Source organism: Microbacterium sp. Y355 (assembly GCF_059445345.1).
Genome location: NZ_JCAIUD010000001.1, coordinates 2,471,624 through 2,496,182, shown reverse-complemented (window position 1 = coordinate 2,496,182; position 24,559 = coordinate 2,471,624). Strand labels below are relative to the sequence as shown.

Genomic DNA, 24,559 nt, shown 5'->3' with positions numbered 1-24,559 from the left:
ATCGACATCATGACAAACGAACTGACTTCCATGCGAGCCATCACCCAGCAGAACTTCGGCGGGCCTGAGGAGCTCGTTCTCACTACTGTCGCCCGCCCGACGCCGCTTCCGACCGAGGTCTTGGTCCGCGTCACCGCGGCCGGGGTGAACCCTGTCGATTGGAAGTCCCGCCAGGGCGGTGGCATGGCCGGCGTGCTCGGGGCCCCGCCATTCATCTTGGGTTGGGACATCGCCGGTGTCGTCGAGGAGGTGGGGTTCGGCGTGACCACGCTGAAGGTTGGAGATCGGGTCTTCGGCATGCCGTGGTTCCCCCGCCAGGCTGGCGCCTACGCCGAATACGTCACAGCCCCAGCCCGCCAACTCGCCAAGACCCCGGATACGGTGAGCGATATCGAGGCCGCGGCGGTTCCGCTAGCCGCGCTGACCGCCTGGCAGGTCATCGTTGATACCGCAGGAGTCAGGGCCGGAGATCGAGTGCTGATCAGCGCTGGTGCGGGTGGCGTGGGCCACTTCGCCGTGCAATTCGCCAAGCATCTAGGCGCACACGTCGTCGCTACCGCCAGCGAGCGGAATCACGACTGGCTGCGCTCACTCGGGGCAGATGAGGTCGTGGATTACCACGATGCCGACTACCTCTCACAGATCAAGGACATCGATGTCGTCGTCGAACTGACAGGTGCTGATCAGATCGCGATCGCCACCTCGACGCTGCGGCCGGGAGGCCTGATCATCGGCGTGCCGTCCGGCGTGTCGGCTGGGCTGCTTGAGATTGCCGCAGAACGAGGGTTCCGCGCATCCGCGTATCTGGTGGAGCCCGACGCGACTTCTTTGCGCAAGATCGGCGACCTGATCGCCGACGGCCAGGTAAAGGTCGAGGTCGCCGCGACGTTCCCGCTGGAGCAGGCCGCGGCCGCGCAAAAGCTCGGCGAGGACGGCCACACTCGCGGCAAGATCGTGCTCGAGGTCGCCTGATGAGCGCCTTCTTCGAGATCCGCCGCTACCAAACTCGTCCAGGACGCCGCGACGAGTGGGTCCGCTACATGGAGGATGTCGTCGTCCCCTACCAGCAGTCCAAGGGCATGACCGTCGTGGCTTCATTCGTCGATGAGGAAGACGAAGACGGCTACGTCTGGATCCGTCGCTTCGAGGACGAAGACAGCCGTCTGGCCCGCTACGCCGCAGCATACGAGGATCCGCAGTGGATCAACGTGATCAAGCCGGTCGTCGAAGCCCTGCTGCTCGTAGACCGGACTGTTGTTACCCGCGTTCGCCCCACGCCCGTCTCCGGCCTCAGCTGATCACCGCCCACACCGTCGCAACTGTCCAATCGCACTCGATGCTCACCCAATCAGGAAGGCCCCTCAGATGACTGAATCCTCCGTTTCCTCGCAGGAACTGGCTGACGTTCTACTCGCTTCGGCACAGGAATCTGAGGCGGCCGACCGTCTCACCCCCAACAGCATTGAGGCGCTCCGACGCGCCGGTGCTTTCGCGTTCCGCTCGCGGCGGACTGAGGGCGCGTGGGCCACTCCATTCGAGATCGCCGAACAGCTGGCAGCGGTCGGCCGCTTCTCTCCGTCCGCCGCCTGGGTGGCGGGTACATGCGCGACGACGAAGACCCTCTTCGCGCGTAATTTCGGCGACGCTGCTCCAGAAGAGGCACTGGCTGAGCCCGACGCGCTCGCCTGTGGGTCTGGCGTGCCAGCGGGAACGGCGACCCGCGTCGGCGAGGACATGCGCATCAGCGGCCGGTGGGCGAATATCTCAGGCAGCGAGGACGCCGACTGGGCCTCGCTCGCCGTGATGGTCGACGGCGCCTATAGCTGGGCCTTCATCCCCCTCGATCTGCTGAGGATCGAACGGACCTGGCAGATGGCGGGGATGCGCGGCACGGGGAGCCATACCGTGGTCGCGGACGAAGTCGTCGTGCCTGCTCGATGGGTGGTCGCGGGTCAGATGCCCTCGCCCGCCGACCAGCTCGTTAGCGGCCTGACAGTTCTGGCGCCGGTGGTGGGCGCGACGTTCGGAGCGCTCGGCCTCATCCGAGACATGTTCGCCTCCGACCGCAAGCCCTTCATGACGACTTACGAGCGCATGAGCGACTCGGCTGGTGCGCGCCATTGGTTCGCCGAAGCGGACCGGCTCGCACACCGAGCCGAGCGGGCAATGCTGGCGGTGGCCACGGTAGCGGGTGGCGAGGAACTCGACCAGATCGGAGTGGCCCGCGCGTTCTCTGATCTGGCCGATGCGGCGCGCGACAGCCGCGCCGCTGTCGACCTGATGATGGACCTGCACGGCGCATCCGGCTTCAACACGGCCAACGCGCTGCAGCGGTTCTGGCGCGATATCGCCGTGGGTAGCCGCCACCCGCTGCTGAATCCGTATCTCGCCCTTGAGCGTCTCGGTGCCGCAACTGCTGTCACCGACCGGGCCTAGCAGAGCGGCGCGGTTCACTCGACGAGCGACTGGGTGCCGAGCACGATGGCGAGTTCGAGCCGTTGCGCGTCGTCGGTGCCCGGAGCCGCGGTGTAGACCATGATGCGCAGGTCGTCCTGCGCGACGACCAGGGTGTCGCAGTCGACTTCGATCGGGCCGACCGTCGGATGGTCGATGATCTTGCGACGTGACCCCTCGGTCATCGGTGAATCGGCCGCGGTCGCCCAGAGGTTGACGAACATGGGGCTCGCGATGCTCAGCTCGGCCACCAGCCGGCGGAGGCGGTCGTCCTGCGGGTATCGCGCCGCCGTCGCGCGGAGGTCCGACACGAGACCGCGTACCTGGGCGGCGTGCTCTTCAGCAGTCTGCCGCGCCCGCGACGCTGGTCCGAGCATGTTGCGCCACACGCCGTTGCGTTCATTACCCAGCAGTTCGGCGACCGGCCCCATGAGTGCGTCGTAGGGCGGGTTGGCGACCACGAGGTTCCAGCCCGCGTCGTACACGACCACGGGGATTCCGGTGAAGCGGTCAAGCAGACGCTGCACACTCGGCGGGATCCGCGTGGGCACCACCCCTCGCGCGTGCGGGTTGCGGCCGGCCAGTTCGAACAGGTGCGCCCGCTCACCATCGTCGAGGCGCAGGGCGCGGGCGAGCGATTCGATGACCTGTTCCGAGGGGGCAGTCGCCCGCCCCTGTTCGAGCCGGGTCAGGTAGTCGACCGAGATCCCGGCGAGACCGGCGAGCTCCTCTCGACGAAGGCCGAGCGCGCGTCGACGGCCGCCCGTGGAGATGCCGACGGCATCCGGCGACACTCGATCACGCCACCGTCGCACTATCCGGCCGAACTCCCACTCCTCCATGACTCCAGTCTGCTCCCGACGCGAGTCGTTGTCATGGCCCTGGCAGTCCTAGGAAAACGCGGCGACTGTCTGACCGGCGCGCGACGGAGCAGTGTGGGGATATGACAACGACACTGATCACCGGGGCCAACAAGGGCCTTGGCAAAGAAACTGCACGCCTTCTCGTCGACGCCGGCCACCTGGTCTGGCTCGGCTCTCGCGATGATGCGCGGGGGCGAGCCGCAGCCGACGAGGTCGGCGCACGTCACGTGCAGCTCGATGTGACCGACGACGCATCGGTAAAGGCCGCGCTACGGACGATCGCCGATGCTGGCACTGGGCTCGATGTACTCGTCAACAACGCGGGCATCGCGAAGCGCAACGGCGGTGCCGGGGAGTTGCTCGACAGCGCAAGCGTGCTCGAGGTATACGACACGAACGTGGTCGGCATCGTGCGGGTCACCGAGGCGGCGCTGCCGCTGCTCGCCGAATCGGCGAACCCGGTGATCGTCAACGTGTCGAGCGCGCTGGGCTCTTTCTGGGCGACTCATGAGCCGACGCGTCCGGCCTCCCACTTCGTCTCGCTCGTGTACGGATCGAGCAAGGCGGCGGTCTCGATGCTCACCGTGCAGTACGCGATGGCGCACCCTGCGGTGAAGGTCAATGCCGTCGAGCCGGGTATCACCGCGACGGAGCTCGGTGGCGGGAACCCAGGCACTCATCCGGGGCGTCCGGCATCCGAGAGTGCGGAGGTCGTCGCCCGCATGGCGATGATCGCCGCCGATGGTCCCACTGGGACGTTCCAGGAGGATGCTGGCGAGTTCGCTTGGTGACGGCGGAAGGCGAGCATCTCGCCGGGCCTCGGGCGCCCGTCGACGACGAGCGGGGCCTCCCCTAGACAGGTGGGGAGGCCCCGCTCGGCAACGACTGTGCGGCGTCAGCTGGTCGCGCGAGCCGCCGTTTCGATGAGCTTCGCAGTCGCGGTCGGGTGGGAGACGTACCCTGCGTGCGATGCGTTGATCGAGGTGGTCTTCGCACCCATCCGCTCGGCGAAGAAGCGCTGCGCGACGGGAGAGAGGGCCTTGTCCTGGTTGGAGACCTGGTACCAGCTAGGGATCGTCTTCCACGCTGGTACTGCGGTCAGCTCTTCGAGGACCGCAACGTTGGTCGGGCGCTGGGTCGCGGCCATGATGTCGGTCTGTCGCGCGGGCAGATCCGCGGCGAAGATCTGGCGGAAACGCGTCGGGTCGATGGTGGCGTCGAGGCCGCCGGGGTAGGGCCGGACGATGAGCGAGTCGGTCGTCAGCTCGGCGCCCGGGTACTTGGTCGGATCGTTGAACTGGCCCAGGGTCTCACCCTCGTCCGGCGCGAAGGCGGCGACGTAGACCAGGGCGGTGACGTTGTCGGCGCCAGTGGCGGCGTTCGTGATGACGCCTCCGCCGTACGAGTGGCCGACGAGGACCACGTCGCCGTCGATCGTGTCGACGATGCTGCGGACGTAGGCCGCGTCAGTCGCCAGTCCGCGCAGCGGGTTGGCGACGGCGAGCACCGGGTAGCCGTCCTTCTCGAGCTGGGTGACTACACCGCCCCAGCCGCTTGAATCGGCCCATGCGCCGTGCACGAGAACGACAGTGGGTTTTTCGACAGGCGGCTGTCCGGGGTGGGGGCCGTGGCCGGCCTGCGCCGCGCTGGCGCCGGCTCCGAGGGTGAGAGCGAGGGCAGTGGTCACGGCCGCGCTGGCGACGGCAGCGGCGACCCGAGTAAGGCGCCGGGGGATACGAGTGTGCATGGAGTTTCCTTTCATCTGTTGCTCCATCCAAAGGTAGATAGAACGATCGGTACACCGAGTCTGCGCCGGTTCGTCGCAGATGTCAAGACCGATCGTTCTATCTCTCTGCTACTCTCGTAAACACAGCACGTGAAAGGACGAGGTGCACATATGTCGGAGGCACGGACTCGACTGCTCGACACAGCCACTCGGCTCTTCTACACCGAGGGACTGCGCGCCGTCGGCATCGATCGCGTCATCGCCGAGGCGCAGGTCACCCGCGCCACGCTCTACCGGCACTTCCCGAGCAAGGACGACCTTCTTGTCTCTTACCTCTCGCAGATCGACGAGGGGATCCGTGCCCGGATGGATGCCGCGCGCACCGCCGGCGCCGATCTGGACGACGTCATCCGGGCGATCGCCGAGGCCATCTCCGACGACATCCAGAGCCCCGGCTTCCGAGGGTGCGCATTCCTCAACGCCGTGGCCGAATTCCCGGATCCCGACCACCCGGTGCACCGTGCCGTCCTCGAGCATCGGCAGTGGTTCCTCGACACGATGATCGAGCTGTTCGCTCAGACGGGGAAGATCGACGCGGAGCCAGCAGCGCGTCATTTCGTGATGCTGCGAGACGGTGCGATGGCCGCGGGCTCTCTGACCGATCCGCTGTTGGTCTGCGTGACCTTCCTTCGAGGTGTCGAAGGGCTTCTCGCCTTTCGCAGCGGCCTGGAGGAGGACGCCGACTAGGCGTGGCGCCCTCCTCCAGGAAGAATCTTCTTCCAGGATGGGATATGCGAATTGCTTCGCAGGCCATCATCCGAGGGACGTCGGCATGCTGAGCACTCGTGTGGGTGTGATGGTCACAACGGCGATCTCGTGCTCGGTGGGGGGCTCCTTGGTCGCTGCGTAGACGGTGGGGTCCGCATATTCGAGGATTCGCACGATGCCGTCCTCCTCTACGTCGAATCGTTCGACGTAGAGGTTCTGATATGGCTCGCCAGAGTGGGACATGACAGCGTCACCGCGCGCTTCGAGGAACACAGTGCGGCCGTCCGCTGATTCGGTCCAGCGCTTGTCGACCCAGGCGAGGGACTGGAACTTCGTAATGTACGCGTCGACGTAGCCCAACACCTCTTCGCGGCCCTCGAAGATCCCTGCCATGTTGTGGTTTCCCGCCACCGGGAACATGTGCGCGACGTTCGGTGCCAGGGTCTCGGCGACTGCTTCCCTGTCTTGTGCCTCCATCGCCGTCACATAGGCCTGCACAGTCTTCAACGCGTTCATAAGTCTTCCTTTCTGGCCCGATCGGTCGCGGGCACCTGTTCGTTAAGGCAAACAGGTGCGGGGACACGTAGCCAGGGACCGTTAGTACTAGGGTCAATCCGCGCCGTTCGCGCTCACTGATGCACGCATCGCTTGCACTACCTGTGCAGCCCGCCGTCACGCTGGCGAAAACCTTCGATCACCCGGTGGTCGGGTCAATATCGCTCGACTGCGACGTTCTACATCTCGCCGACAGTGATCAGGACCTCGTCCTCCACACGGCGCCAAGCGGATCCGGTGCGGCCGTGAGCCTTGCGTTCTTGGAAACTGTGGGGCGAGGAGCCGCCATGTGAGCATCTGACGTCACGTTCGGTCGGAGGTCCTTTGAACCTGTTCTAGCCAGGTCCAAAACGCACTTTCACGGTCGGCGTCGTAGGACTCCTTGGATGACGACACCGCCTTCGTTTTGTGGATGTACGTGCCGGTCCCGGCGGTGGTGACGCCGAGGATGGCGTCGGCCAGTTTCCTGCCGGCGGGGACCGGCGTGTCCACGAGGCGAGTGACGGTGAGCAGCGGGACAACTTTGCTCATCAGAAAGGGGAAGGCTCCGCCGGTTTCGCGCGCGAGGCCGGTTCCGACGACGAGACTGGGGTTATACGAGATGATGTCTATGCCGTCGGGCAGGCGTCGGGCCCATTCATGCACCAGGTGAATGCCGCCCAGTTTGCTTGTCACGTAGGCGCGACGTCCAGCTCGGACCCGGCTGGGATGGTCGAATCCTCCGGGCTGAGCGATCTTTGGGATCGACCACCGGGGTGCGGGCATGGTCCCGCCGGTGTGCTGAAGATCACCGAAGTGAGCGTCGCTGACCGTGACGACGATGCGCGCCGGGGCTTGGATGTGGGGGTGCAGTTGCCGGAGAAGCTGGTGCGTGGACATGACGTTCACGGCGAAGGTTCTTTCGTACCCGTCAACTGTGGCCTCGAGTGCATTGGAGAGGTGGACGCCCGCGTTGAAGACGAGGCCGCGAAGTGGAGGTAGTCCGCCCGAATCGAGAACATCTTCCAGCTGGGCGCCAGCCGCAGCGACGCTCCCCTTGCTGGACAAATCGACGTCGACAGTCGAGACGTGCGGAGAGATCTTTCGTAGGCTCGGCAGTACCTCGGCTACAGAAGAACCTCTCCCCAGAACCACGAGGTGGATATCAGGGCTGCGACGCAGGATTTCTCGTGCTGCTTCGAGACCGATTCCTCGGGTGGCGCCGGTCATGACAATGGTTTGGGTTGCGGTGGTCATCTCATGCTCCTGGATTGCTGGGCTGATTCTGGTGATCTCATCTTTCGGGATGGCACCAAAAGGAGGAACACCCTGCCGAGGCTGGTACCAACAGGACCACGCAAAAGGGAGTCCGTGGCGGTCGAGCAGAGGAACAATGAACTATGGAGAGACACGGTCGACCAGAGTTCGGAGAATTTCTACGTCACCGACGTGCGCTCATGGTTCCTCCTGGTCGGCCCAACGATATGCGCTTGTCTGTGCGGCGCGTGCCAGGACTACGCCGTCAGGAACTCTCTGACGCTGCGGGAATCTCCGTCGAGTACTACACCCGCCTCGAGCAAGGGCGCGCGCCCCGGCCCTCGCGGGAGATCCTCACCGCGTTAGGGCGAGCCTTCCAACTCTCCACGGCTGAGAATGACCACCTGTTCCGACTTGCCGGCGAACTACCCCCGCAACCGCGAGCGCCTGCAACGAAAATCCGCCCGGGACTCCAACAACTGCTCGACACCCTGGACGACACCATGCCAGTCGCCATCTACGACGGCCGACTCGACGTGCTGGCGTTGAACGCTGCCGCGGCGGAACTGTTAGGGCCCATCTTCGGAGACGGCCCCCACGGCCACAACATCGTCTTCCAAGCGTTCACATCGGCGGGACTCCGCGAAGTGCTCGGCGACGATGGAGCGGAGCAACTCGCCCGAGTGTCCGCTGCCGAGCTCCGCAAAGCACTCACCCGCTACCCCGAAGATGAGAATCTAGGTTCTCTGTTCCGCGAGCTGTCGATGATCAGTCCCGAATTCATCCGTCACTGGGCTCGAGGAGAAATCGGAACCTGGAGATCCGCGCTGAAGCGGATCAACCATCCGACGAGAGGTTCACTCACCTTCGACAGCGAGATGCTGCACGACCCGGAAAACGACCACTGGGTCATGCTCCTCACACCCCACCGCGAGTGATCGATCAAGGTTTGGCGCTACTCGCAATAGCAGTGGAAGCAGGCTTCGGTGGAGCGAGTCCCCGTGATGTGAAGTGTCGAAGTGGTTCACGTCCATTCGTGGTCCGTACGAGGTGAGTGATCGATCCGCATCACCGCCAGGAAACGGAAGGCGCTCTCACGACATGTACAACGACCCTATGATGGCGATTCTTCTGTATCGGATGGACGTGAGGCGTGCCGAGGAGAACATCTCCCATCAGCCGGAACGATTCGATGAAAGAAGGCGACCGATAGTGAAAGTGTCTGTGCTGCGCCGGGTCAGATGGCTCTTGTCGTGGATGCACGCCTTTTCTGAGCGCCGTGTCGGATCACGCGAGTCTCGTTCGTAGCATCATCAGATAGACGGAAGTGTGATCGCACACGAGGCAGAATCGAGGACTGAGTATTCACGCCAGTGAGGTGAGTTCGACGGAGGGCAGCTTGGTCTTCGTGCGCGAGGTAATAACCCGCACCCACCGCGAGGAGTGGGCCCGCATCGTTGCGGGACTCGCACGACGATGCGGTGACCTCGACCTCGCTGAAGAGATGACCGCGGAGGCATTCGCTTCCGCGGTAGCTCACTGGCCCGTCGACGGTGTGCCGCCCAACCCGGGAGGGTGGATCACAACTACCGCGTACAGAAAAGCGATCGATCGGCTCCGGCGCGAGGCGCTTCGCGAATCGAAGTATCTGCAGGCGCTCATGATCTATGACCCGACTCCTGCCGAGCCTGTCGGAGCTGTGGAGGATGATCGCCTGCGAATGCTGTTCATCTGCTGCCACCCTGCCCTGACGATGGAGGCACGCGTCGCGTTGACCTTGCGCATCGTGGGCGGTCTTACGGTGTCGGAGATTGCGCACGCCTTTCTGGTGCAGGAGAGCGCGATGGGCCAACGGATCACCCGGGCAAAAACAAAGCTCAAGACCGCCCACATCCCATATCGAATGCCTGCGGCTGTTGATCTGCCGGAAAGGCTCGACGGTGTGCTCGCCGTGCTCTACTTGGTCTTCAACGAGGGCTATTTCGCATCAGGATCAGATACTTCACCGCTCCGCCGAGACCTCACCAGCGAAGCAATTCGCCTGACCCGACTACTGCGGGAATTGCTCCCTGACAACCATGAGACGGCAGGGTTGCTGGCGCTCATGTTGCTGACGGAGTCGCGTGCGGATGCCCGACTCAGCGCTGACGGGGAAGAGCTGGTGCGGTTGGACGAACAGGATCGCGGACTGTGGGATCAGGCGTTGATTGCGGAAGGCTTGTCACTCCTGTCGACGGAGGACGATGTCGTCGGCGTACGGACTCGAGCTGGACGGTTTGGGCTATTAGCCGCTATCAACGCAGTCCACTCGACCGCCTCCCGGGCCCGCGACACACGATGGGACCGGATCGTGACCCTCTACGAACAGCTGGAACGCGTTGATCCGAGTCCATTCGTCACCTTGAACAAGGCCATAGCGATCGCTGAGTATGACTCACCGGTTGTCGCCCTGTCCATCGTTGAGCGCCTAGGGTCCACGCTCGACGGATCCCACGCATTTCACGTCACTCGGGCCGAGCTTCTGCGCGCGGCGGGTCGATCACAAGAAGCGCTCGCCGCATACGGTGCTGCGCTCGATCTGGCCGGCAACTTAGCCGAAAGAGCACACCTGGTCCGACGGAAAGGCCAACTTTCGTCGTCCTTCCTGCCGGAAACCCCCGGCGAACCAAAGAATGGAGAGATCGAATGAGCAATCGATACCTAGTTATCCACATGACCGACTCAACAGGCACCCCCTTATCGCAGACCGACGATCAGCGGTTGCTCGGCGAGTGGGCCGAAGAAGGCAACGCTGAGGGACGACTACACGACGGCGCCCCTGTGGGAAGCCCCGAACAGGCAAAATCGGTCGCCGTTCGAAACGGACAGGCACTTGTCACCGATGGACCGTTCCCCGATTTCAAGGAGTGGTTCGCCGGCTACGACATCATCACTGCCGATTCGATCGAAGAGGCCACGGCATACATGGCCAAGCACCCCACCGCAGTACTCGGGCGGATCTACGTTCTCCCGCTCGTGAAGCTCCCGTGGGAAGAGGGATGAATGGTCGACGGTCTTAACGAGTAGTCGACACTTTCCGCGCTGAGCACGGCCGGGTATGAATCGACGTGCATGGGTCCGAGACGCCTGTCAGACACCCGGCCGGGACGATTCGCGTCGATGATGCCACGTTTCAGCAGCCCATAGAGCTGGTTCGTGTCATCTCAACGCAGTTCCGACAATCCGACTCTTGACGCAGCATCCGTTTCGTCGTAACGTACAACCAAATGGTTACACAACGAGAATTGAGCGAAGCGGAGGTCGACCGTGTGTTTCACGCACTGGCGGCATCCACTCGGCGCGACATCCTGCGCCGAACGATCGAGCGAGAGCACTCTGTCTCGACGCTCGCGTCCGAGTACGAGATGTCGTTCGCGGCAGTGCAGAAGCATGTCGCCGTGCTCGAAGCCGCGAACCTCATCATCAAACGCGCCGAGGGACGCGAGCGGCTCGTCCGCGCGAATCCTGAGATGATCGCGCGCGCTCGGGCGTTGCTCGCCCGGTACGAAGAGCTGTGGCGGGCCCGCATCTCCCGACTCGACGACCTCCTGTCATCCGAAGCACCCCATCAAGATTCACCGAAGAATTCACCGAAGAGAGGGAACTGAAATGCCTGTCACCGACGTCAGCACCAACGCTGAAGACCGCACGATGACCGTCACCGCCGACTTCGCCGCTCCGATCGAGCGGCTCTGGCACGCGTTCACCGACGCCAACCAGCTGGAGCGCTTCTGGGGTCCTCCCGGCTGGCCGGCCACTTTCGGCGAATTCGACTTCACGGTCGGCGGCAAGGCGCTCTATTACATGACCAGTCCGCAGGGCGAGAAGTCGGGCGGCTCCTGGGAGTTCCTGAACATCGACGAACCCCGCGGCTTCGAGGTCATCGACGCTTTCGCCGATGCTGAGGGCAACCCGCTCGACGGCTTCCCCTCGATGCGGATGACATTCGCATTCGAATCGACGGACGCCGGCAGCCGCATGGTCAACACCACCCACTTCGATTCGTCCGAGGCTCTCGAGCAGGTCATCGCGATGGGTGCAGTCGAGGGCTCGCGCATGGCGATGGATCAGTTGGATGCCGTGCTGCAAGACCTCCGCGAATACGCGCAGGGCAAGGGCACTCGCGTCGAGCTGATCGACGACACTCATGTGCGGATTACCCGCCTGGTGAACGGCCCGCGTGACCTCGTCTGGCGCGCCCATCACGAACCCGAGTTGATGAAGCAGTGGCTGCTCGGTCCTGACGGATGGGAGATGACGGAGTGTGTCATCGCCACCGCGCCCGGAGAGACGCACCGCACTGCGTGGGCGCCTGTCGGTGACACCGAGGGCGAAGCCTTCGGGTTTGAAGGAGAGGCTGTGCTCGTGGATGCGCCGCGCCGCGAGGTGAGCACCGAGCGGATGCAGGGCATGCCGACGCAGACCCTCAACGACCTCAACCTCTTTGAAGAGGACGGCGCGACGCTCATCACATTGCTGATCGAGTACCCCGATAAGGAGACCCGCGACATGATCCTCGCCACCGGCATGGCCGACGGCATGGAGGCGTCGTACGCGCGGCTCGAGAGCATGGTGCTGGTCGGTTAGGGCTGTTCTGGTCGACTCAGCGCTTTGCGCGGGTCGACCAGAATGCCGCCCACACGAGCACAGGCTGGAAGAACAGTCGCACGAAGCGCTTCATCTCGGTATCGAGCCCGAAGCCATCACGGTGATGCATCCACTGCGAGACGTTCCCAGGGAATACGGCGATGAAGAACAACGCCGCGATGACTCCGACCACGCCGCGCCGACGTCGGGCGAACAGCAGAGCTGAGCCGAGCCCGATCTCGACGGCGCCGGATGCCAAGACCGTGGTGTCCGGATCGAGCGGCACGAACTCAGGAACCTGTGCCTGAAACTCGCGGCGGCCGAAGGTGAGATGCGAGACGCCGGCGAACACGAGAAAGCTGCCGAGCCCGATGCGGGTGATGGTGCGCGCGCGAGAAGTCATGGCATGACACTACGCGTGCGCGACGGCGTCAGTGCAGGTGCTTGACAAGAGTGCAGTTCACCGAGTCATCGCCCGCTGGGCAGCGAGCCGGATCGGGGCATTTGCTCCCCCGTAGCCGTCGTACTCGCCGCGGCGCTCGACCACCTCGAAGAACACGTCGCCGATCGTGCGCGTGTAGAAGTGGATGAACTCACCCGTTGCATCCCGGTCATAGAGCAGATCTAGGTCTCGCAGCGATGAGAGCAGTTCTTCCGAAAGACCGAACCGAGCCGACAGGTCGTCGTAGTAGTTCGCCGGAATCCGCAGATGATCGATGCCCCGCTCACGGGCATTCCGCGCGACGGTGAAGACGTCATCCGTCCTGACTGCGATGTGCCGCGCGGGGGTCGGCGCCGTGGGAGGCGCCAGGTTGATCGGCACACGCACGATGCCGTCTGATGTGCGCATCACCTGACTGCGAATAAGCCCGCGAGGGCCAGGAACGTCGGCGGGCGGGTCGGCGTGCAGCGACAGCACGCTCGACATGAACAACACGGCCTCATCGAAGTCTTGCCAGGCATAGGCGAGGTTGATGTGATCGATTTCGCCGACCAAACCATTCACCGCACCCGTACCGCCATCGAACTCCTGCAGCCACGACTCTGCGATGGGCAGCGAACTCCAGAACACCTGCGTTCCATCGGGCGCAGCGACGCCACGCAGCGCTTGCTCTCCTTCATACGTCCGACGGAATATAGCAGTCGAACCCAGCGCGATCGCACGGTCGACAGCAGCCTCGGCATCCTCCACCAGTAGTCCGATGCCCGACAGTCGTGGCTCATCGTGACGCACCTGCTCGTTCAGGATCACGCGCGCGGAACCCGCACTCCACAGGCGAACGGGTTTGGTGCGGTGACGTCCCTTGAAAGCAAACCCCAACTGCGCGAGCAGCTCGTCGACTTCGGCGAGATCTGCCGCTGCAACCTCCACGAAGTCGAGACCACTCACCTCTGACGCAGCGACCAAGCGCCCGTCATCCCAGTCGTTCGCGGCAGCGGTGCGATCGGCCAACCACACCAGCGATCGTTGCGCATGTGCGGCCGTGCGCACCGTATCGGTCTGGCGATATGTGTCGTTGAACACCTCGAGCGACCACGGTCCGGTGTACCCGGCTCGCACCACGTGCGTCATGAACTTCACCAGATCGAAGTTGCCCTCGCCGGGGAAAAGCCGATGATGCCGACTCCACGACAGCACGTCCATGTCGAGTGTCGGAGCATCCGCCAGTTGCAAGAAGAAGATCTTCTCGGCATCGATCTCCTCGATGCCAGCTGGGTCATGCCCGAGCGAGAGAATGTGGAAACTGTCGAGGCAGATCCCGAGGTTGGGCCGATCGGCCTTCTTCACAATCGACCAGGTGCGTCGGTAGTCATCGACGTACTTTCCCCAGGCCAGCGCCTCATATGCGAGGCGGATGCCGTGCACCGCTGCCCTGTCGGCCAGCTCACCCAACTGCCGCGCTGCCACCTCATCGTCGTCGATCGTGGCCGTACCGACGTTGCTGCAGACAAGCATCAGATCGGTGCCGAGGCGCTTCATGATCTGGAACTTCGCCTCGGCCCGCCGCAGCGTGTCGGCGAAGACGTCGTCGGTGACACCCTCCACGTCGCGGAACGGCTGGAACATTTCGATCCGCAGTCCGAGTCGATCACAGAGTGCCCGAATCTCTTCTGGAGACTCGGGCGCGGCGATGAGATCGGCATCCATGATCTCGACTCCAGCGAAGCCGGCTTCAGCGCAGGCGTGGAGTTTGTCGACAAGTCCGCCAGAGAGGCAGACGGAAGCTATTGAGGTGAGCATGGCAGTGAACGTACCAGTTTGTACATTAATTTCCCAGAGGTGTTGCCCAATCAATGTACTAACCGGTACATTCGGTTCTGCATCACTCAACTCGAGGGACAAAGGCGTCGTGACTCAAGAACATCAACCCCAACGCACCGGCACACTGCGCCGCATCGCGCGTGTCATCACCGGCATAGAACTCACCATCGGCGCTGTCGCCGTGATGGTCATCTTGGTTCTGGTTTTCTACCAGGCACTGCAGCGCTACCTGCCGATCGAGAGCATCGCGTGGACAGGTGAGCTCGCCCGCTTCGCCCTGCTCTGGGCAACCTTCTCCGCGATGGGCATACTCGTCACGAGCCACGGCCACATCGCCCTCGAGCTCGTCGACTCGATCCGCAACCCCATGGTGGTGCGCATCATCCAGGTCTTCGCACTCCTGGTCGTCGCTGCTGCCGGTTTCGGGCTCAGCCTCGAAGCATGGGCACTCGTCTCGACTCAAGGAATCGTGAAGTCGCCCGTGCTGCGCATCCCGATGTCGTGGGTCTACGTCCCCGTACTCATTGGCACGATCAGCACCACAATCCGCGCGCTCATCTCGGCATTCGATATCGCAAGAAACGGCCCAGTGGCCGCCGATGTCGAAGAAGATCTCCCGGAGGCCGCAGGACTATGACTCTTCTCCTTCTCGCCCTCGCGATCGCTCTGCTTCTGGCGCTGCGCGTGCCGGTGCCCTTCGCCTTCCTCGGCCCGTCGCTGGTCTATATGGCCATCGAAGGCCAGTCGGTCGGCATGGCGCTGCGCACAGTCACCAACGCAGCCAGCAGCTTTCCACTGCTTGCCGTGCCCCTGTTCATCTTCCTCGGCGCACTCGCCAATCACGCCGGCATCGCAGACCGCCTCTTCCGTTTCGCTCAGGAGGGGCTCGCGAACATCCGTGGAAACCTCGGATATGTCGCCGTCGGTACCAGCGTCGGCTTCTCCTGGATGAGTGGCTCCGCGGTTGCGGATGCTGCGGCTCTCGGCAAGGTTCAGATCCCCGCGATGATCCGCGCAGGGTACGGTCGCCGCTTCGCCACTGGAGTGTCTGCGACATCATCCCTCATCGCACCGGTCATGCCCCCGAGCATCCCCGCAGTGATCTACGCCGGGCTCGCCGCCGCGTCGACTGGAGCACTGTTCGCAGCATCCGTCATCCCCGCCATACTCATGGCCATCGGCATGTGCATCGTGGTCTGGGTGCTCGTACGGCGCATGCCGAACATCAAGAAGGGCACCTTCAACAAGGCCGAGTTCCTGGACTCGACGAAGGGCGTCATCCTTCCTCTCGTCGCGCCGTTCATCATCCTGGGTGGCATCCTCGGCGGATTCTTCACCCCGACAGAGGCGGCCGCCGTCGGCGTCGTCTACATCATCTTCGTCGGCCTGGTGCAGCGCTCACTGAGTCTGAAGAGCTTCATCAAGGCGCTCACCGAGACCGTCACCATCACCGCGTCGATCATGATCATCGTGGCCTCCGCCTCGCTGCTCGGCTACATCCTCGCCCTCGAGCGTCTGCCCCAGATGATCACCGAGCTGGTCTTCACAATCACCGACAGCCCGACGGTGTTCCTCATCCTCGTGACCGTTGTCATGTTGATCCTTGGCACTGTCATCGACGCGACGGCCATCCTCGTGCTCACCGTGCCGATCATCCTGCCGATCGCGAACCAGATCGGTATCGATCCGATCGTTCTCGGTGTGCTGATGATCTTGTCGCTCATGATCGGCCTGCTCACCCCGCCGGTCGGAACCGTGCTGTTCGTCACGGCCGCGGTGTCGAAAACGCGCATCGGCGACGTATTCCGCGGATCGTTGCCGTTCATCATCCCGCTGCTCGTGATCTGCGTGCTCATCATCGCGTTCCCGAACGCCGTGATGTGGCTGCCGGGGGTGCTGGGGCTATGACGTTCGCGCCGCCTGCGACAGTCGTCGACGCTCGCCGTAGGGCCGTGCTCATCGGCCTGATCGGCGAGGGCGTGACCCCATCGCTCACGCCGGCCATGCACGAGCACGAAGGCGCGCGGCACGGCATGCACTACGTGTATCGCACGATCGATCTTGCGCCGAATGAGGGCACGACTGAATCGCTCAGCGCGCTGCTCGCCTCTGCCCGCCGCCTCGGATACAACGGGCTGAACATCACGCATCCGATCAAGCAGTCGATCGTTCCGCTGCTCGACGAGCTCAGCGACAACGCACGTGCGGTGGGTGCGGTGAACACGGTCGTATTTACGGATGCCGGAACTGTCGGCCACAACACCGACGTGACGGGTTTCGCCGCCGCGTTGAAGGATGCCTTCGGGGCGGAGCGACTCGGACGCGTCGTGCTGCTCGGCACGGGAGGTGCTGGCTCGGCGGTCGCGACGGCCTTGGCGCAGCATCCGATCGATGAGCTTGTGCTGATCGACCAGCTGACTGAGCGTGCCGAGGTGCTCGCCGCGCAGGTTCGCGCGCTGCGCGGAGCGAATGTGGCCGGAGCGAACGTGAGGGCGGCCGGCGTCGAAGATCTGGCGGCCCTGCTGGGCGAAGCCGATCTGATCGTGAATGCGACGCCGATCGGCATGGCCGCTCACCCCGGAACGCCGTTCGATGTGGCGCTGTTGCCGGACAGCATCCGCGCCGCGGACATCGTCTATCGCCCCGTCGACACCGCACTGTTGCAGGCTGCACGCGCCCGGGGCATCCGCACCATGTCTGGGCTCGGCATGGCCATGCATCAGGCGGCTGACGCCTTCGAGATTTTCACGGGGGAGCGCGCAGACCGAAAGGCGATGCTTGCCGACCTGAATGACCTGGTCGCCACTGAGGCGACCTTGAACCCCGCCACGCCGGGACCAGCACTACAGACAGCACCACCAACAGCAGCAGAAAGAGGAGAACAATCATGAATGCACGACGCACTCGGCGAACAATGTGGCTCGCCCTAGTCGCGGCACCGGCAATGATGCTGGTCGCCTGCTCGAGCGCAGGAGACGGCACCACCGGATCCGACGCCGGTGACGGCGACGCCGCCGCCACGCAGAAGCTCACACTCGCCCACAGTTACAACGAAGACCAGCCGCAGCATCGCTGCGGCGCGCAGGTCATCGCCGATGAGGTCACAGCCGCAGACGTCGGCCTCGAGATCGAGATCTTCCCGTCCAGCCAGCTCGGAGGCGACGCCGACCGCATCGCCGCGGTCGCATCCGGCGACATCGACATCGACATCCAGGGTGCTTCGGCACTCGGCGCGGTCTATGAGCCGATCAGCGTGCTCGACGCCGCCTATGCCTTCGACGATGCCGACCACCTGGCCGCCTTCATGGCGAGTGACGCCTCCGACACCGTCACCGCGGATTTCGAAGAGGCATCCGGCGTGCACACGCTGGGCGCATGGTCGGCGGGTGCGCGGCAGTTCACCGCGAACGTCCCGATTCGTACGCCAGCGGATCTGGAGGGTCTGCGCATGCGCTTCCCCGGTTCGCCGCAGTTCCTCATGAACGCCAAGGCGCTCGGCGCTGAGGCCACCGAGGTCGCTTACGAAGAGCTCTACCTCGCGCTGCAACAGGGCACCGTTGATGGTCAGGAGAACCCGATCACCAACATCGTCGCCTCGAACCTGAAAGAGGTTCAGGACTACGTCAGCATGAGCTCGCACCAGCTCAACACCAACCTGGTGATCATGGGCCCGATCTGGAACGACCTCAGCAGCGAGCAGCAGGAAGCCCTGACCGCGGCCACTGAGAAGGCCGTCGCTGAGGTCACCACCTGCGTCGCCGAAGACGAGGAGACGCTCCTCGAGGAATGGCGTACCGGTGATGACTGGGAGGTCATCGAGGATGTCGATCGCGACGCATTCAGTGAGAAGGCCGAGGAATACCTCTCCGGCGTTCTGACCGGCGATTCGCTCACGGTGTACGAGGCAATTCGCTCCACCTCGGAGTGATTCTTCCTGCATGACGCGTTCGGTACCGACGTTCACGGGGGAGGTGAACGGAGAGGCGCTCGGGGTGACCCTCATCCACGAGCACATCTTCGTCACCGACCCTGAGCTCGATGTAAATATGCCTCATCCGGAATGGGATGAGCAGGCGATGATCGAACGCGCTGTGACGCTTCTGACGAAACTGTACGAGCAGGGCGTGCGCACGGTCGTGGACCTCACCGTGATCGGACTGGGCCGTGACGTGCGGCGGGTGGCCGACGTTGCGGCACGTGTGCCGGTGCAGATCGTGGCTGCGACCGGATGCTACGCCGCAGAGGTGCTGCCGCCGTTCTTCAGGCTGAACGGGCCGGGGCTCGTCGTCGACGGCCCTGACCCGCTCGAAGCCCTCTTCGTAGGTGATATCGAACGGGGGATCGCAGGCACTTCGGTGCGAGCGGGGATGATCAAAATCGCCTCGGATGCCGCGGGCCTGACGCCCGACGCTGCACGAGTGTTCGCGGCTGCCGCTGCGGCACATCTGCGTACCGGTGTTCCGATCACGACGCATTCGCATGCGGCATCCCGCGGCGGATCCGCGCAGCAGGACGAACTTGAGCGCCTCGGCGTACCGCTCGACCGAGTGGTGATCGGGCATAGCGGCGACTCGACTGACATCTCTTACCTGCGCGGGCTCGCCGATCGCGGTTCGTTCCTGGGCTTTGACCGCTTCGGAATGGAGCACGTCGCGCGCGATGAAGATCGTGTGCGGATGCTGCTGCAACTGCTCGACGCCGGATACGCAGACCACATCGTGCTGTCGCACGACGCTGCCGTGTTCAGCAGAGTGACTCCGCCGTCATGGCGGGTCGCCCACGTGCCGTTGTGGCATATGTCGCACCTGTTCGACACTGTGCTGCCCCAGTTGAGTGCGGCCGGGGTCGACGGGGCCACTCTGCAGCAGTTGATGGTGGTGAATCCGCGGCGGGTGCTCACGGGTGAGGCATGATGTGTGCACAGGCAACTGATCAGGGTGCCGAGGGGAACGAGAAGTGATGACGGATGCCGTGACCGAACCAGTGGTGCGCAAGCGCGATGCCGAGCGCACGCGCGCGGAGCTGCTCGCGGTCGCCACTGAAGCCTTCGCCGAGTCAGGGTACGCGGGCACTCGGGTCGACGAGATCGCCGAGCGCACGCAGACGACGAAGCGGATGATCTACTACTACTTCGGCGGCAAGGAGCAGCTCTACCTTGCGGTGCTCGAGAACGCGTATCGCGGCATCCGTGAAACCGAGCAGTCGATACACGCCGGCGATCTGCCACCCGTCGATGCGCTGCGCCAGATCGCCGAGCTCACCTACGACCATCATCGAAATCACACCGAGTTCATCCGGTTGGTATCGATCGAGAACATCCACCACGGTGAGTTCATCAAGCGACTTGACGGGCTGCGCACTCTGAACCAGCCAGCCGTTGATGTGCTCGAGGTCGTGCTCGAGCGCGGGCGCGAAGAGGGCACTGTGCGCTCGGATGTCGACGCCCTCGACGTGCACCTGCTGATCAGTTCGTACTGCTTCTTCCAGGTAGCCAACCAGCACACGTTCGGGTACCTGTTCGACCGTGACCTGCTCGCCGAAGAGCGTCGCGATCACCTCCGCTCGATGATCGGTGATGTGGTCGTGGCCTGGATGACCGCCGGGGTGTGAGTCTTCTCTGGTAGAGAGGGAGCATGGAACTTATCGACCTTCTGCGCGAACTGGATGCCGGACGCACCATCACGGGCGCCTCGCCGCTGCACGAAGTGATGCATCGAACCAGCCAGGAGGCGCTGCGCATCACTGGCGAGTTGAACGGCGGTTATCACGAGCCACAGCGGGTGCGCAGCCTGCTGGCCGAGCTGATCGGGAAGCCCGTCGATGAGACAGTCACACTGTTTCCGCCGTTCTCATCGGACTTCGGCAAGAACATCACCTTCGGCAAGCGAGTGTTCATCAACTCCGGATGCAAGTTCCAAGACCAGGGGGGCATCGCTATCGGCGACGACTGCCTTATCGGCCACAACGTCGTCATTGCCACGCTTAACCATGACCTCGCGCCGAGTCGTCGGACCGACCTGCATCCCGCTCCTGTCGTGATCGGACGTAACGTCTGGATCGGGGCGAATGCGACGATTCTTCCAGGAGTAACGATCGGGGAGGATGCCGTGATCGGCGCGGCCTCGGTGGTCACCAAGGATGTCCCCGCGAGGGCAATCGTCGTCGGCTCGCCAGCGAGGTTCGTGCGCTCAGTCAGCGACTGAACGATCCCTGACCCGGTCGAAGGTCAGATCAGGCGGCGAAGCGCCTCTTCCAGCGAGATTCCCTGGGCGTCGGCGCGGTCGCGCAGTCGCGCGTGCTCATCGGACTTGAGCGTGACGCGCAGGTCGACGGGCCCCATCTCGGTCTCGAGCGAGTCGTCCAGACTGTCGAACAGACTGGATGCTTCGGCCCACAGTGGAGCGGCGGCTGGGGCTGCGGCGCGTGGGGCTGGAGCGGATGCTGCGGCGGTCGGTGCGACAACCGCTGCGGCGGGCGCGGCGGCGCTGGCACCCGATCCCATGGTGAACCCTGGCCCACGCTTCGGCTCCTGCTTCGCCTGGTATGCCTTCGCGGCAGAGTTCGCGCGCACGTCTGCGGCCTCGTTGAGGTCGTGGCCGGCGTGACCCTTGACCCACTCGAACTTCACGTTGCGGCCCTGCATCGCCTCGTCCAGCGACTCCATGAGCTCGCGGTTCAGCACAGGGGCACCGTCGGCCTTGCGCCATCCGCGGCGCTTCCATCCCGGCATCCATTTGGTGATGGAGTCGATGACGTACTTGCTGTCGCACATGATCAACAGCGGCTCGTCCGTGCCGGCGGTCGCGATCAGCAGCTCGAGTACCGCCTGCAGCTCACCCTGATTGTTGGTGCCGTGCGGTGAACCGCCTGCTGCCCAGTTCGCATCGTCGATGTACCAGGCCCAGCCATTGGGCCCGGGGTTTCCCAGGGCGGAGCCGTCTGCCGCGGCGGTGATCGTCATCCTTCAACCGTACGATGCCGTGCCGGTGTCCTCCGACCGAATCGGGCGACGATGCGTGCGCCAACTTCGGAGATGTGCACGTTCCTCGGAGGAATCGCGCGAATTCGTCCGAGGGAAGGCACATCTCCGAGCGGGGCGCTCGGCGTCCGGCGCCAGGCAGCGGGTCAGGCGTCACCGCAGCATCGACAGCAGATGCGTCGCCACCTGCGCGGGTGTGAGCGCGGTCATCGCGGGCAGTTGAAGCACGTAGCGCGCGAAGATCACGCCGATGATCGCTGTCGCCATCCGGCGGGCGCGATCCTGACCGAACTCTGCCGCCAACGCCGTGAACACTGTGTGCTGCAGGTACGACATGAGCGCCGGCGAGCGTTCATCGCCGGTGGCGAGACGACGGGCGAATTCCACCAGACGAGCACCATTTTCCGGATGCTCCCACACGGCGACGAGTCCGCGCACGAGCCGAGTGAGATCGATGTGCCCGTCCTCATCGGTCGCCGCGGCGACGACGTGATGCGGGGCCGCGCGCAGCGAGACGGCTGCTGCGATCAGGGCGTCTCGGGAACCGAAATGGTAATTGACCAGGGTGTGACTCACGCCCACCTCGTCGGCGAGCATCCTCGCTGACGTCGAGGTCAGGTCTCCGGCTTCGAAGTGCTGATGCGCGGCATCCAGCAGTCGTTGACGCGCAGTGGAGTCGCCCCGTGGCCGGCCAGGAGATTTATTGACCATGCTCGCATCATGACACGCACGGGGCGATCGTGAAGGTATGAGCATCCACATTGATACCGACTGCGTGATCGTCGGCGGGGGCCCCGCCGGACTCATGATGGCGCTGCTCCTGCTGCGCCAGGGACTCCAGGTCACGGTCGTCGAGAAACACGCCGACTTCCTGCGCGATTTCCGCGGCGACACGATCCACCCCTCCACCCAGGAGCTTCTCGGCGAGCTCGATCTCCTCGACGAATTCCTCACCCGACCGCACGCCGACATGCCGCGCGTCTCGATCAGCTGGCACGGCGCCGTATTGACGCTGGCCGACTTCACGCACCTCCCCACACGGCGCAAGGTCATGACGTTCATGCCGCAGTGGGACTTCCTCGACTTGCTGGCCGACACCGCATCGCAGCATCCGGGATTTCGTCTGCTCCGTTCGACCCGGATCGATGGGCTCACTCGGGAAGGCGGCCGCGTGGTCGGCGTCACGGGCTCAGGGCTGGATGGACCAGTCAGCGTCCGCGCGCGCCTCGTGGTTGACGCATCCGGTCGTGATTCGGACATCCGAGCAGCCGCCGGTCTCAACCCGATCGGAGGCGCCGCGGCGATGGACGTGCTGTGGTTGCGGCTCGTCAAGCACCCCGGTGAAACCTATCCGTTCGTTCAGGCGGGGGCGGGCATGATCATCACGATCGATCGCGGGGAGTTCTTCCAGATCGCGCACGTGATCCCCGCGGGCAGTTGGACGGGTGTGCCGGACGACGTCGAAAGGATGAAAGAACGCATCGCGCGCATCTCACCTCGAATGGGAGAGGCCGTCGTCGAGACTTCGCTCGACGATGTGCACCTGCTGCAGGTGCGACTGGAGCGGCTGCGCCACTGGTACACCGACGGGATGCTGTGCATCGGCGACTCCGCCCACGCGATGTCGCCCGCCGGAGGAGTCGGCATCAACCTTGCGATCCAGGATGCCGTGGCGGTCGCCCGCATCCTCGGCCCGATTCTGCGGGAGGGCCGACCGACCGTTTCGGATCTGCGGCGCGTGCAAAGGCGTCGAAGCCGTCCGACCCGCATTACGCAGTTCGTTCAGCGTCGCATGCAGCGCCCGCTGATGGCAGAGCGTGCGCCGGACGGACCGCTACCGCTGCCGCTGCGACTGTTGCGCGATCACCCCGTGCTGACCCGACTCACCGGACGGTTCGTCGGGCTCGGCGTGCGGCCGGAATCACTCGTCGGAGGGCTCCGGCGGCACCACCGGGACGGAGATCGAAGTGACGCCCGTTCCCAATCCGAGGCTGAGCGGGGAAACGTCTGACTCGGGCAGGGAATCGACGGATCCCTCGCGCTCCAGCGGCTCGCCCGGCAATGCGGCCCAGGAGGTCTTCTCTTCCGGTTTTTGCGTGAACAGTCCCATGTATTCCTTAGAAGTCGGCGATGATGAGCTTCTTCATCGCCATCATCTTCTCGTACGCACCTGACCGGGACATGAGTTCGCCCATGTTCTCCGGCACGATCTGCCAGCTGAGTCCGTACTGGTCGGCGAGCCAACCGCACACTTCTGCTTCGGGCACGGCGGTGAGCGCATCCCAATATTTGTCGAGCTCTGCTTGATCTGCGCAGCGCACCTCAAGCGAGACGCCGCAGGTGAAAGTGAAGTCCTGCTCGACGGCCGAATCCATCATCGCGAACCATTGCCCGGCCAGGCGGAACTCGCCGAACATCACGCTGCCGGCATCCGCAGGTCCCGTCTTCTCCGGATACTCCGCGATGAAGCCGACGCCAGCATCCGGGAAGAGCGAGGAGTAAAACGTTGCAGCCTCACGTGCCATGTTCTGCACCGGCCCTGCGAACATCAATTGCGGAATCAGGAACGGGCGCGAGTCTCCCTCGGGGCTCGTCAGCAGAAGCTGCCAGTTGACTCCGTAGCGATCCTGCACCCAGCCATAGCGGGGGCTGAACGGATACTCGCGGAGTTCCATGAGCACCGAGCCACCGTCGGACAGCTTTGCCCAGGTTTCGTCGAGGCGTGCCTGGGCTGCATCCCGGTTGTCGTGGAACCGGAGCGGATCGAAGTTCAGCATGAACGACACAGAGCCGTTCGGCCGAAACTCATCACCGGCGTTGACCAGCGTAAGCAGGTAGCCGTCGATCACGAGGTCGACCGTCAGGGTCTTGCCCGCGAAGTCTGCCTGCCAGTCCGGCACATCGTCCGGATATCGCGCGCCGACGGTGGCGGTAGCGCCGGGGAAGACGTCTTTGTAGAACGCACCGGCTTCATCGGCGTTTCGGTCGAACCAGATGTTCGGGATGATCTTCTGCGACATGACAGCTCCCTTACTGCGGATGGTTCCTCCTGCGATTCCAGAGTGCGCCGTCCGCGTCGCGGATGCAAG

General features: G+C 64.1%; 28 protein-coding genes. 19 read left to right on the top strand and 9 right to left on the bottom strand.

The window, feature by feature from the left end; genetic code table 11:
- Positions 1-9: 9 nt before the first annotated feature.
- From AC1C2O_RS11950 to AC1C2O_RS11940, 3 genes are all read left to right on the top strand, one after another.
- A complete protein-coding gene (locus AC1C2O_RS11950) occupies positions 10-972 on the top strand; it encodes an NADP-dependent oxidoreductase (protein WP_495430657.1) in 963 nt (320 codons plus the stop codon).
- Positions 972-1,298: an NIPSNAP family protein gene (locus AC1C2O_RS11945; RefSeq protein ID WP_495430656.1), complete on the top strand. Its 327-nt coding sequence runs from the start codon at positions 972-974 to the stop codon at positions 1,296-1,298. Before AC1C2O_RS11950 ends, AC1C2O_RS11945 begins: the two co-directional genes overlap by 1 nt.
- Before the next feature lie 67 nt (positions 1,299-1,365).
- Positions 1,366-2,436, top strand: coding sequence for an acyl-CoA dehydrogenase family protein (locus AC1C2O_RS11940; RefSeq protein ID WP_495430655.1), 1,071 nt, complete (start codon positions 1,366-1,368; stop codon positions 2,434-2,436).
- A gap of 14 nt (positions 2,437-2,450) precedes the next feature.
- On the opposite strand, the gene AC1C2O_RS11935 is transcribed toward AC1C2O_RS11940, so the two are convergent.
- Positions 2,451-3,296, bottom strand: coding sequence for a helix-turn-helix transcriptional regulator (locus tag AC1C2O_RS11935; protein WP_495430654.1), 846 nt, complete (start codon positions 3,294-3,296; stop codon positions 2,451-2,453).
- Positions 3,297-3,397: 101 nt separating this feature from the next.
- Between AC1C2O_RS11935 and AC1C2O_RS11930 the strand changes: the two genes are divergently transcribed.
- Complete coding sequence (locus AC1C2O_RS11930; protein ID WP_495430653.1) at positions 3,398-4,108, top strand: SDR family NAD(P)-dependent oxidoreductase; 711 nt, start codon at positions 3,398-3,400, stop codon at positions 4,106-4,108.
- A gap of 104 nt (positions 4,109-4,212) precedes the next feature.
- Here the strand turns inward: AC1C2O_RS11930 and AC1C2O_RS11925 are convergent, their stop codons facing one another.
- Positions 4,213-5,064 carry an alpha/beta fold hydrolase gene (locus tag AC1C2O_RS11925; protein ID WP_495430652.1) on the bottom strand — a complete coding sequence of 284 codons (852 nt, stop codon included), beginning with the start codon at positions 5,062-5,064 and terminating at the stop codon, positions 4,213-4,215.
- Between the two features lie 150 nt (positions 5,065-5,214).
- On the opposite strand from AC1C2O_RS11925, the gene AC1C2O_RS11920 reads away from it, so the two are divergent.
- Entirely contained in the window at positions 5,215-5,790 is a 576-nt protein-coding gene (locus AC1C2O_RS11920; protein WP_495430651.1) for a TetR/AcrR family transcriptional regulator, read from the top strand.
- A 66-nt stretch (positions 5,791-5,856) separates the two neighbouring features.
- On the opposite strand, the gene AC1C2O_RS11915 is transcribed toward AC1C2O_RS11920, so the two are convergent.
- A complete protein-coding gene (locus AC1C2O_RS11915) occupies positions 5,857-6,327 on the bottom strand; it encodes a nuclear transport factor 2 family protein (RefSeq protein ID WP_495430650.1) in 471 nt (156 codons plus the stop codon).
- A 119-nt stretch (positions 6,328-6,446) separates the two neighbouring features.
- On the opposite strand from AC1C2O_RS11915, the gene AC1C2O_RS11910 reads away from it, so the two are divergent.
- Positions 6,447-6,659, top strand: coding sequence for an MmyB family transcriptional regulator (locus AC1C2O_RS11910; RefSeq protein ID WP_495430649.1), 213 nt, complete (start codon positions 6,447-6,449; stop codon positions 6,657-6,659).
- A gap of 10 nt (positions 6,660-6,669) precedes the next feature.
- On the opposite strand, the gene AC1C2O_RS11905 is transcribed toward AC1C2O_RS11910, so the two are convergent.
- The gene (locus AC1C2O_RS11905; protein ID WP_495430648.1) at positions 6,670-7,602 is read right to left on the bottom strand and encodes an SDR family NAD(P)-dependent oxidoreductase; all 933 of its coding nucleotides are present in this window, start codon (positions 7,600-7,602) and stop codon (positions 6,670-6,672) included.
- Positions 7,603-7,745: 143 nt separating this feature from the next.
- On the opposite strand from AC1C2O_RS11905, the gene AC1C2O_RS11900 reads away from it, so the two are divergent.
- From AC1C2O_RS11900 to AC1C2O_RS11880, 5 genes are all read left to right on the top strand, one after another.
- Positions 7,746-8,540 (top strand): helix-turn-helix transcriptional regulator, encoded by a 795-nt coding sequence (locus AC1C2O_RS11900; protein ID WP_495430647.1) that lies wholly within the window; start codon positions 7,746-7,748, stop codon positions 8,538-8,540.
- Between the two features lie 440 nt (positions 8,541-8,980).
- Entirely contained in the window at positions 8,981-10,291 is a 1,311-nt protein-coding gene (locus tag AC1C2O_RS11895; protein ID WP_495430646.1) for an RNA polymerase sigma factor, read from the top strand.
- Positions 10,288-10,644 (top strand): YciI family protein, encoded by a 357-nt coding sequence (locus AC1C2O_RS11890; protein WP_495430645.1) that lies wholly within the window; start codon positions 10,288-10,290, stop codon positions 10,642-10,644. The genes AC1C2O_RS11895 and AC1C2O_RS11890 overlap by 4 nt, the downstream gene beginning before the upstream one ends.
- A 224-nt stretch (positions 10,645-10,868) precedes the next feature.
- Entirely contained in the window at positions 10,869-11,249 is a 381-nt protein-coding gene (locus AC1C2O_RS11885; protein WP_495430644.1) for an ArsR/SmtB family transcription factor, read from the top strand.
- 1 nt (position 11,250) lies between these two features.
- Positions 11,251-12,228, top strand: a complete 978-nt coding sequence (locus tag AC1C2O_RS11880) for an SRPBCC family protein (protein WP_495430643.1) — start codon at positions 11,251-11,253, stop codon at positions 12,226-12,228.
- A 16-nt stretch (positions 12,229-12,244) separates the two neighbouring features.
- On the opposite strand, the gene AC1C2O_RS11875 is transcribed toward AC1C2O_RS11880, so the two are convergent.
- Complete coding sequence (locus tag AC1C2O_RS11875) at positions 12,245-12,631, bottom strand: DoxX family protein (protein WP_495430642.1); 387 nt, start codon at positions 12,629-12,631, stop codon at positions 12,245-12,247.
- A gap of 57 nt (positions 12,632-12,688) precedes the next feature.
- Positions 12,689-14,470 (bottom strand): bifunctional sugar phosphate isomerase/epimerase/4-hydroxyphenylpyruvate dioxygenase family protein, encoded by a 1,782-nt coding sequence (locus AC1C2O_RS11870; protein ID WP_495430641.1) that lies wholly within the window; start codon positions 14,468-14,470, stop codon positions 12,689-12,691.
- 109 nt (positions 14,471-14,579) lie between these two features.
- On the opposite strand from AC1C2O_RS11870, the gene AC1C2O_RS11865 reads away from it, so the two are divergent.
- From AC1C2O_RS11865 to AC1C2O_RS11835, 7 genes are read left to right on the top strand one after another with little or no spacing between them, the layout of a single operon-like run.
- Positions 14,580-15,128 (top strand): TRAP transporter small permease, encoded by a 549-nt coding sequence (locus AC1C2O_RS11865; RefSeq protein ID WP_495430640.1) that lies wholly within the window; start codon positions 14,580-14,582, stop codon positions 15,126-15,128.
- The gene (locus AC1C2O_RS11860) at positions 15,125-16,399 is read left to right on the top strand and encodes a TRAP transporter large permease (protein ID WP_495430639.1); all 1,275 of its coding nucleotides are present in this window, start codon (positions 15,125-15,127) and stop codon (positions 16,397-16,399) included. Before AC1C2O_RS11865 ends, AC1C2O_RS11860 begins: the two co-directional genes overlap by 4 nt.
- The gene (locus AC1C2O_RS11855; RefSeq protein ID WP_495430638.1) at positions 16,396-17,382 is read left to right on the top strand and encodes a shikimate dehydrogenase; all 987 of its coding nucleotides are present in this window, start codon (positions 16,396-16,398) and stop codon (positions 17,380-17,382) included. The genes AC1C2O_RS11860 and AC1C2O_RS11855 overlap by 4 nt, the downstream gene beginning before the upstream one ends.
- Positions 17,379-18,419 (top strand): DctP family TRAP transporter solute-binding subunit, encoded by a 1,041-nt coding sequence (locus tag AC1C2O_RS11850; RefSeq protein ID WP_495430637.1) that lies wholly within the window; start codon positions 17,379-17,381, stop codon positions 18,417-18,419. Before AC1C2O_RS11855 ends, AC1C2O_RS11850 begins: the two co-directional genes overlap by 4 nt.
- A 10-nt stretch (positions 18,420-18,429) precedes the next feature.
- Positions 18,430-19,404 (top strand): phosphotriesterase family protein, encoded by a 975-nt coding sequence (locus AC1C2O_RS11845; RefSeq protein ID WP_495430636.1) that lies wholly within the window; start codon positions 18,430-18,432, stop codon positions 19,402-19,404.
- A gap of 46 nt (positions 19,405-19,450) precedes the next feature.
- Entirely contained in the window at positions 19,451-20,101 is a 651-nt protein-coding gene (locus tag AC1C2O_RS11840) for a TetR/AcrR family transcriptional regulator (protein ID WP_495430635.1), read from the top strand.
- Between the two features lie 23 nt (positions 20,102-20,124).
- Positions 20,125-20,694, top strand: coding sequence for a sugar O-acetyltransferase (locus tag AC1C2O_RS11835; RefSeq protein WP_495430634.1), 570 nt, complete (start codon positions 20,125-20,127; stop codon positions 20,692-20,694).
- A 23-nt stretch (positions 20,695-20,717) separates the two neighbouring features.
- Here AC1C2O_RS11835 and AC1C2O_RS11830 read toward each other — a convergent pair whose 3' ends face one another.
- Positions 20,718-21,452: a ribonuclease H family protein gene (locus AC1C2O_RS11830; RefSeq protein ID WP_495430633.1), complete on the bottom strand. Its 735-nt coding sequence runs from the start codon at positions 21,450-21,452 to the stop codon at positions 20,718-20,720.
- Positions 21,453-21,623: 171 nt separating this feature from the next.
- On the bottom strand, positions 21,624-22,181 hold the full coding sequence (locus AC1C2O_RS11825) for a TetR/AcrR family transcriptional regulator (RefSeq protein ID WP_495430632.1): 558 nt from the start codon (positions 22,179-22,181) through the stop codon (positions 21,624-21,626).
- Between the two features lie 37 nt (positions 22,182-22,218).
- Here AC1C2O_RS11825 and AC1C2O_RS11820 point away from each other — a divergent pair, with 37 nt between their 5' ends.
- Positions 22,219-23,481, top strand: a complete 1,263-nt coding sequence (locus tag AC1C2O_RS11820) for an FAD-dependent oxidoreductase (RefSeq protein ID WP_495430631.1) — start codon at positions 22,219-22,221, stop codon at positions 23,479-23,481.
- A gap of 106 nt (positions 23,482-23,587) precedes the next feature.
- On the opposite strand, the gene AC1C2O_RS11815 is transcribed toward AC1C2O_RS11820, so the two are convergent.
- Positions 23,588-24,490 carry a VOC family protein gene (locus tag AC1C2O_RS11815; protein WP_495430630.1) on the bottom strand — a complete coding sequence of 301 codons (903 nt, stop codon included), beginning with the start codon at positions 24,488-24,490 and terminating at the stop codon, positions 23,588-23,590.
- Positions 24,491-24,559: the final 69 nt, after the last annotated feature.

Excerpts from the sequence above, each read along its gene's own strand:
- AC1C2O_RS11950 (WP_495430657.1), top strand. The coding sequence starts at position 10 with ATGACAAACGAACTGACTTCCATGCGAGCCATCACCCAGCAGAACTTC.
- AC1C2O_RS11945 (WP_495430656.1), top strand. The coding sequence starts at position 972 with ATGAGCGCCTTCTTCGAGATCCGCCGCTACCAAACTCGTCCAGGACGC.
- AC1C2O_RS11940 (WP_495430655.1), top strand. The coding sequence starts at position 1,366 with ATGACTGAATCCTCCGTTTCCTCGCAGGAACTGGCTGACGTTCTACTC.
- AC1C2O_RS11935 (WP_495430654.1), bottom strand. The coding sequence starts at position 3,296 with ATGGAGGAGTGGGAGTTCGGCCGGATAGTGCGACGGTGGCGTGATCGA.
- AC1C2O_RS11930 (WP_495430653.1), top strand. The coding sequence starts at position 3,398 with ATGACAACGACACTGATCACCGGGGCCAACAAGGGCCTTGGCAAAGAA.
- AC1C2O_RS11925 (WP_495430652.1), bottom strand. The coding sequence starts at position 5,064 with ATGCACACTCGTATCCCCCGGCGCCTTACTCGGGTCGCCGCTGCCGTC.
- AC1C2O_RS11920 (WP_495430651.1), top strand. The coding sequence starts at position 5,215 with ATGTCGGAGGCACGGACTCGACTGCTCGACACAGCCACTCGGCTCTTC.
- AC1C2O_RS11915 (WP_495430650.1), bottom strand. The coding sequence starts at position 6,327 with ATGAACGCGTTGAAGACTGTGCAGGCCTATGTGACGGCGATGGAGGCA.
- AC1C2O_RS11910 (WP_495430649.1), top strand. The coding sequence starts at position 6,447 with ATGCACGCATCGCTTGCACTACCTGTGCAGCCCGCCGTCACGCTGGCG.
- AC1C2O_RS11905 (WP_495430648.1), bottom strand. The coding sequence starts at position 7,602 with ATGACCACCGCAACCCAAACCATTGTCATGACCGGCGCCACCCGAGGA.
- AC1C2O_RS11900 (WP_495430647.1), top strand. The coding sequence starts at position 7,746 with ATGGAGAGACACGGTCGACCAGAGTTCGGAGAATTTCTACGTCACCGA.
- AC1C2O_RS11890 (WP_495430645.1), top strand. The coding sequence starts at position 10,288 with ATGAGCAATCGATACCTAGTTATCCACATGACCGACTCAACAGGCACC.
- AC1C2O_RS11885 (WP_495430644.1), top strand. The coding sequence starts at position 10,869 with ATGGTTACACAACGAGAATTGAGCGAAGCGGAGGTCGACCGTGTGTTT.
- AC1C2O_RS11880 (WP_495430643.1), top strand. The coding sequence starts at position 11,251 with ATGCCTGTCACCGACGTCAGCACCAACGCTGAAGACCGCACGATGACC.
- AC1C2O_RS11875 (WP_495430642.1), bottom strand. The coding sequence starts at position 12,631 with ATGACTTCTCGCGCGCGCACCATCACCCGCATCGGGCTCGGCAGCTTT.
- AC1C2O_RS11870 (WP_495430641.1), bottom strand. The coding sequence starts at position 14,470 with ATGCTCACCTCAATAGCTTCCGTCTGCCTCTCTGGCGGACTTGTCGAC.
- AC1C2O_RS11860 (WP_495430639.1), top strand. The coding sequence starts at position 15,125 with ATGACTCTTCTCCTTCTCGCCCTCGCGATCGCTCTGCTTCTGGCGCTG.
- AC1C2O_RS11855 (WP_495430638.1), top strand. The coding sequence starts at position 16,396 with ATGACGTTCGCGCCGCCTGCGACAGTCGTCGACGCTCGCCGTAGGGCC.
- AC1C2O_RS11850 (WP_495430637.1), top strand. The coding sequence starts at position 17,379 with ATGAATGCACGACGCACTCGGCGAACAATGTGGCTCGCCCTAGTCGCG.
- AC1C2O_RS11845 (WP_495430636.1), top strand. The coding sequence starts at position 18,430 with ATGACGCGTTCGGTACCGACGTTCACGGGGGAGGTGAACGGAGAGGCG.
- AC1C2O_RS11840 (WP_495430635.1), top strand. The coding sequence starts at position 19,451 with ATGACGGATGCCGTGACCGAACCAGTGGTGCGCAAGCGCGATGCCGAG.
- AC1C2O_RS11835 (WP_495430634.1), top strand. The coding sequence starts at position 20,125 with ATGGAACTTATCGACCTTCTGCGCGAACTGGATGCCGGACGCACCATC.
- AC1C2O_RS11830 (WP_495430633.1), bottom strand. The coding sequence starts at position 21,452 with ATGACGATCACCGCCGCGGCAGACGGCTCCGCCCTGGGAAACCCCGGG.
- AC1C2O_RS11825 (WP_495430632.1), bottom strand. The coding sequence starts at position 22,181 with ATGGTCAATAAATCTCCTGGCCGGCCACGGGGCGACTCCACTGCGCGT.
- AC1C2O_RS11820 (WP_495430631.1), top strand. The coding sequence starts at position 22,219 with ATGAGCATCCACATTGATACCGACTGCGTGATCGTCGGCGGGGGCCCC.
- AC1C2O_RS11815 (WP_495430630.1), bottom strand. The coding sequence starts at position 24,490 with ATGTCGCAGAAGATCATCCCGAACATCTGGTTCGACCGAAACGCCGAT.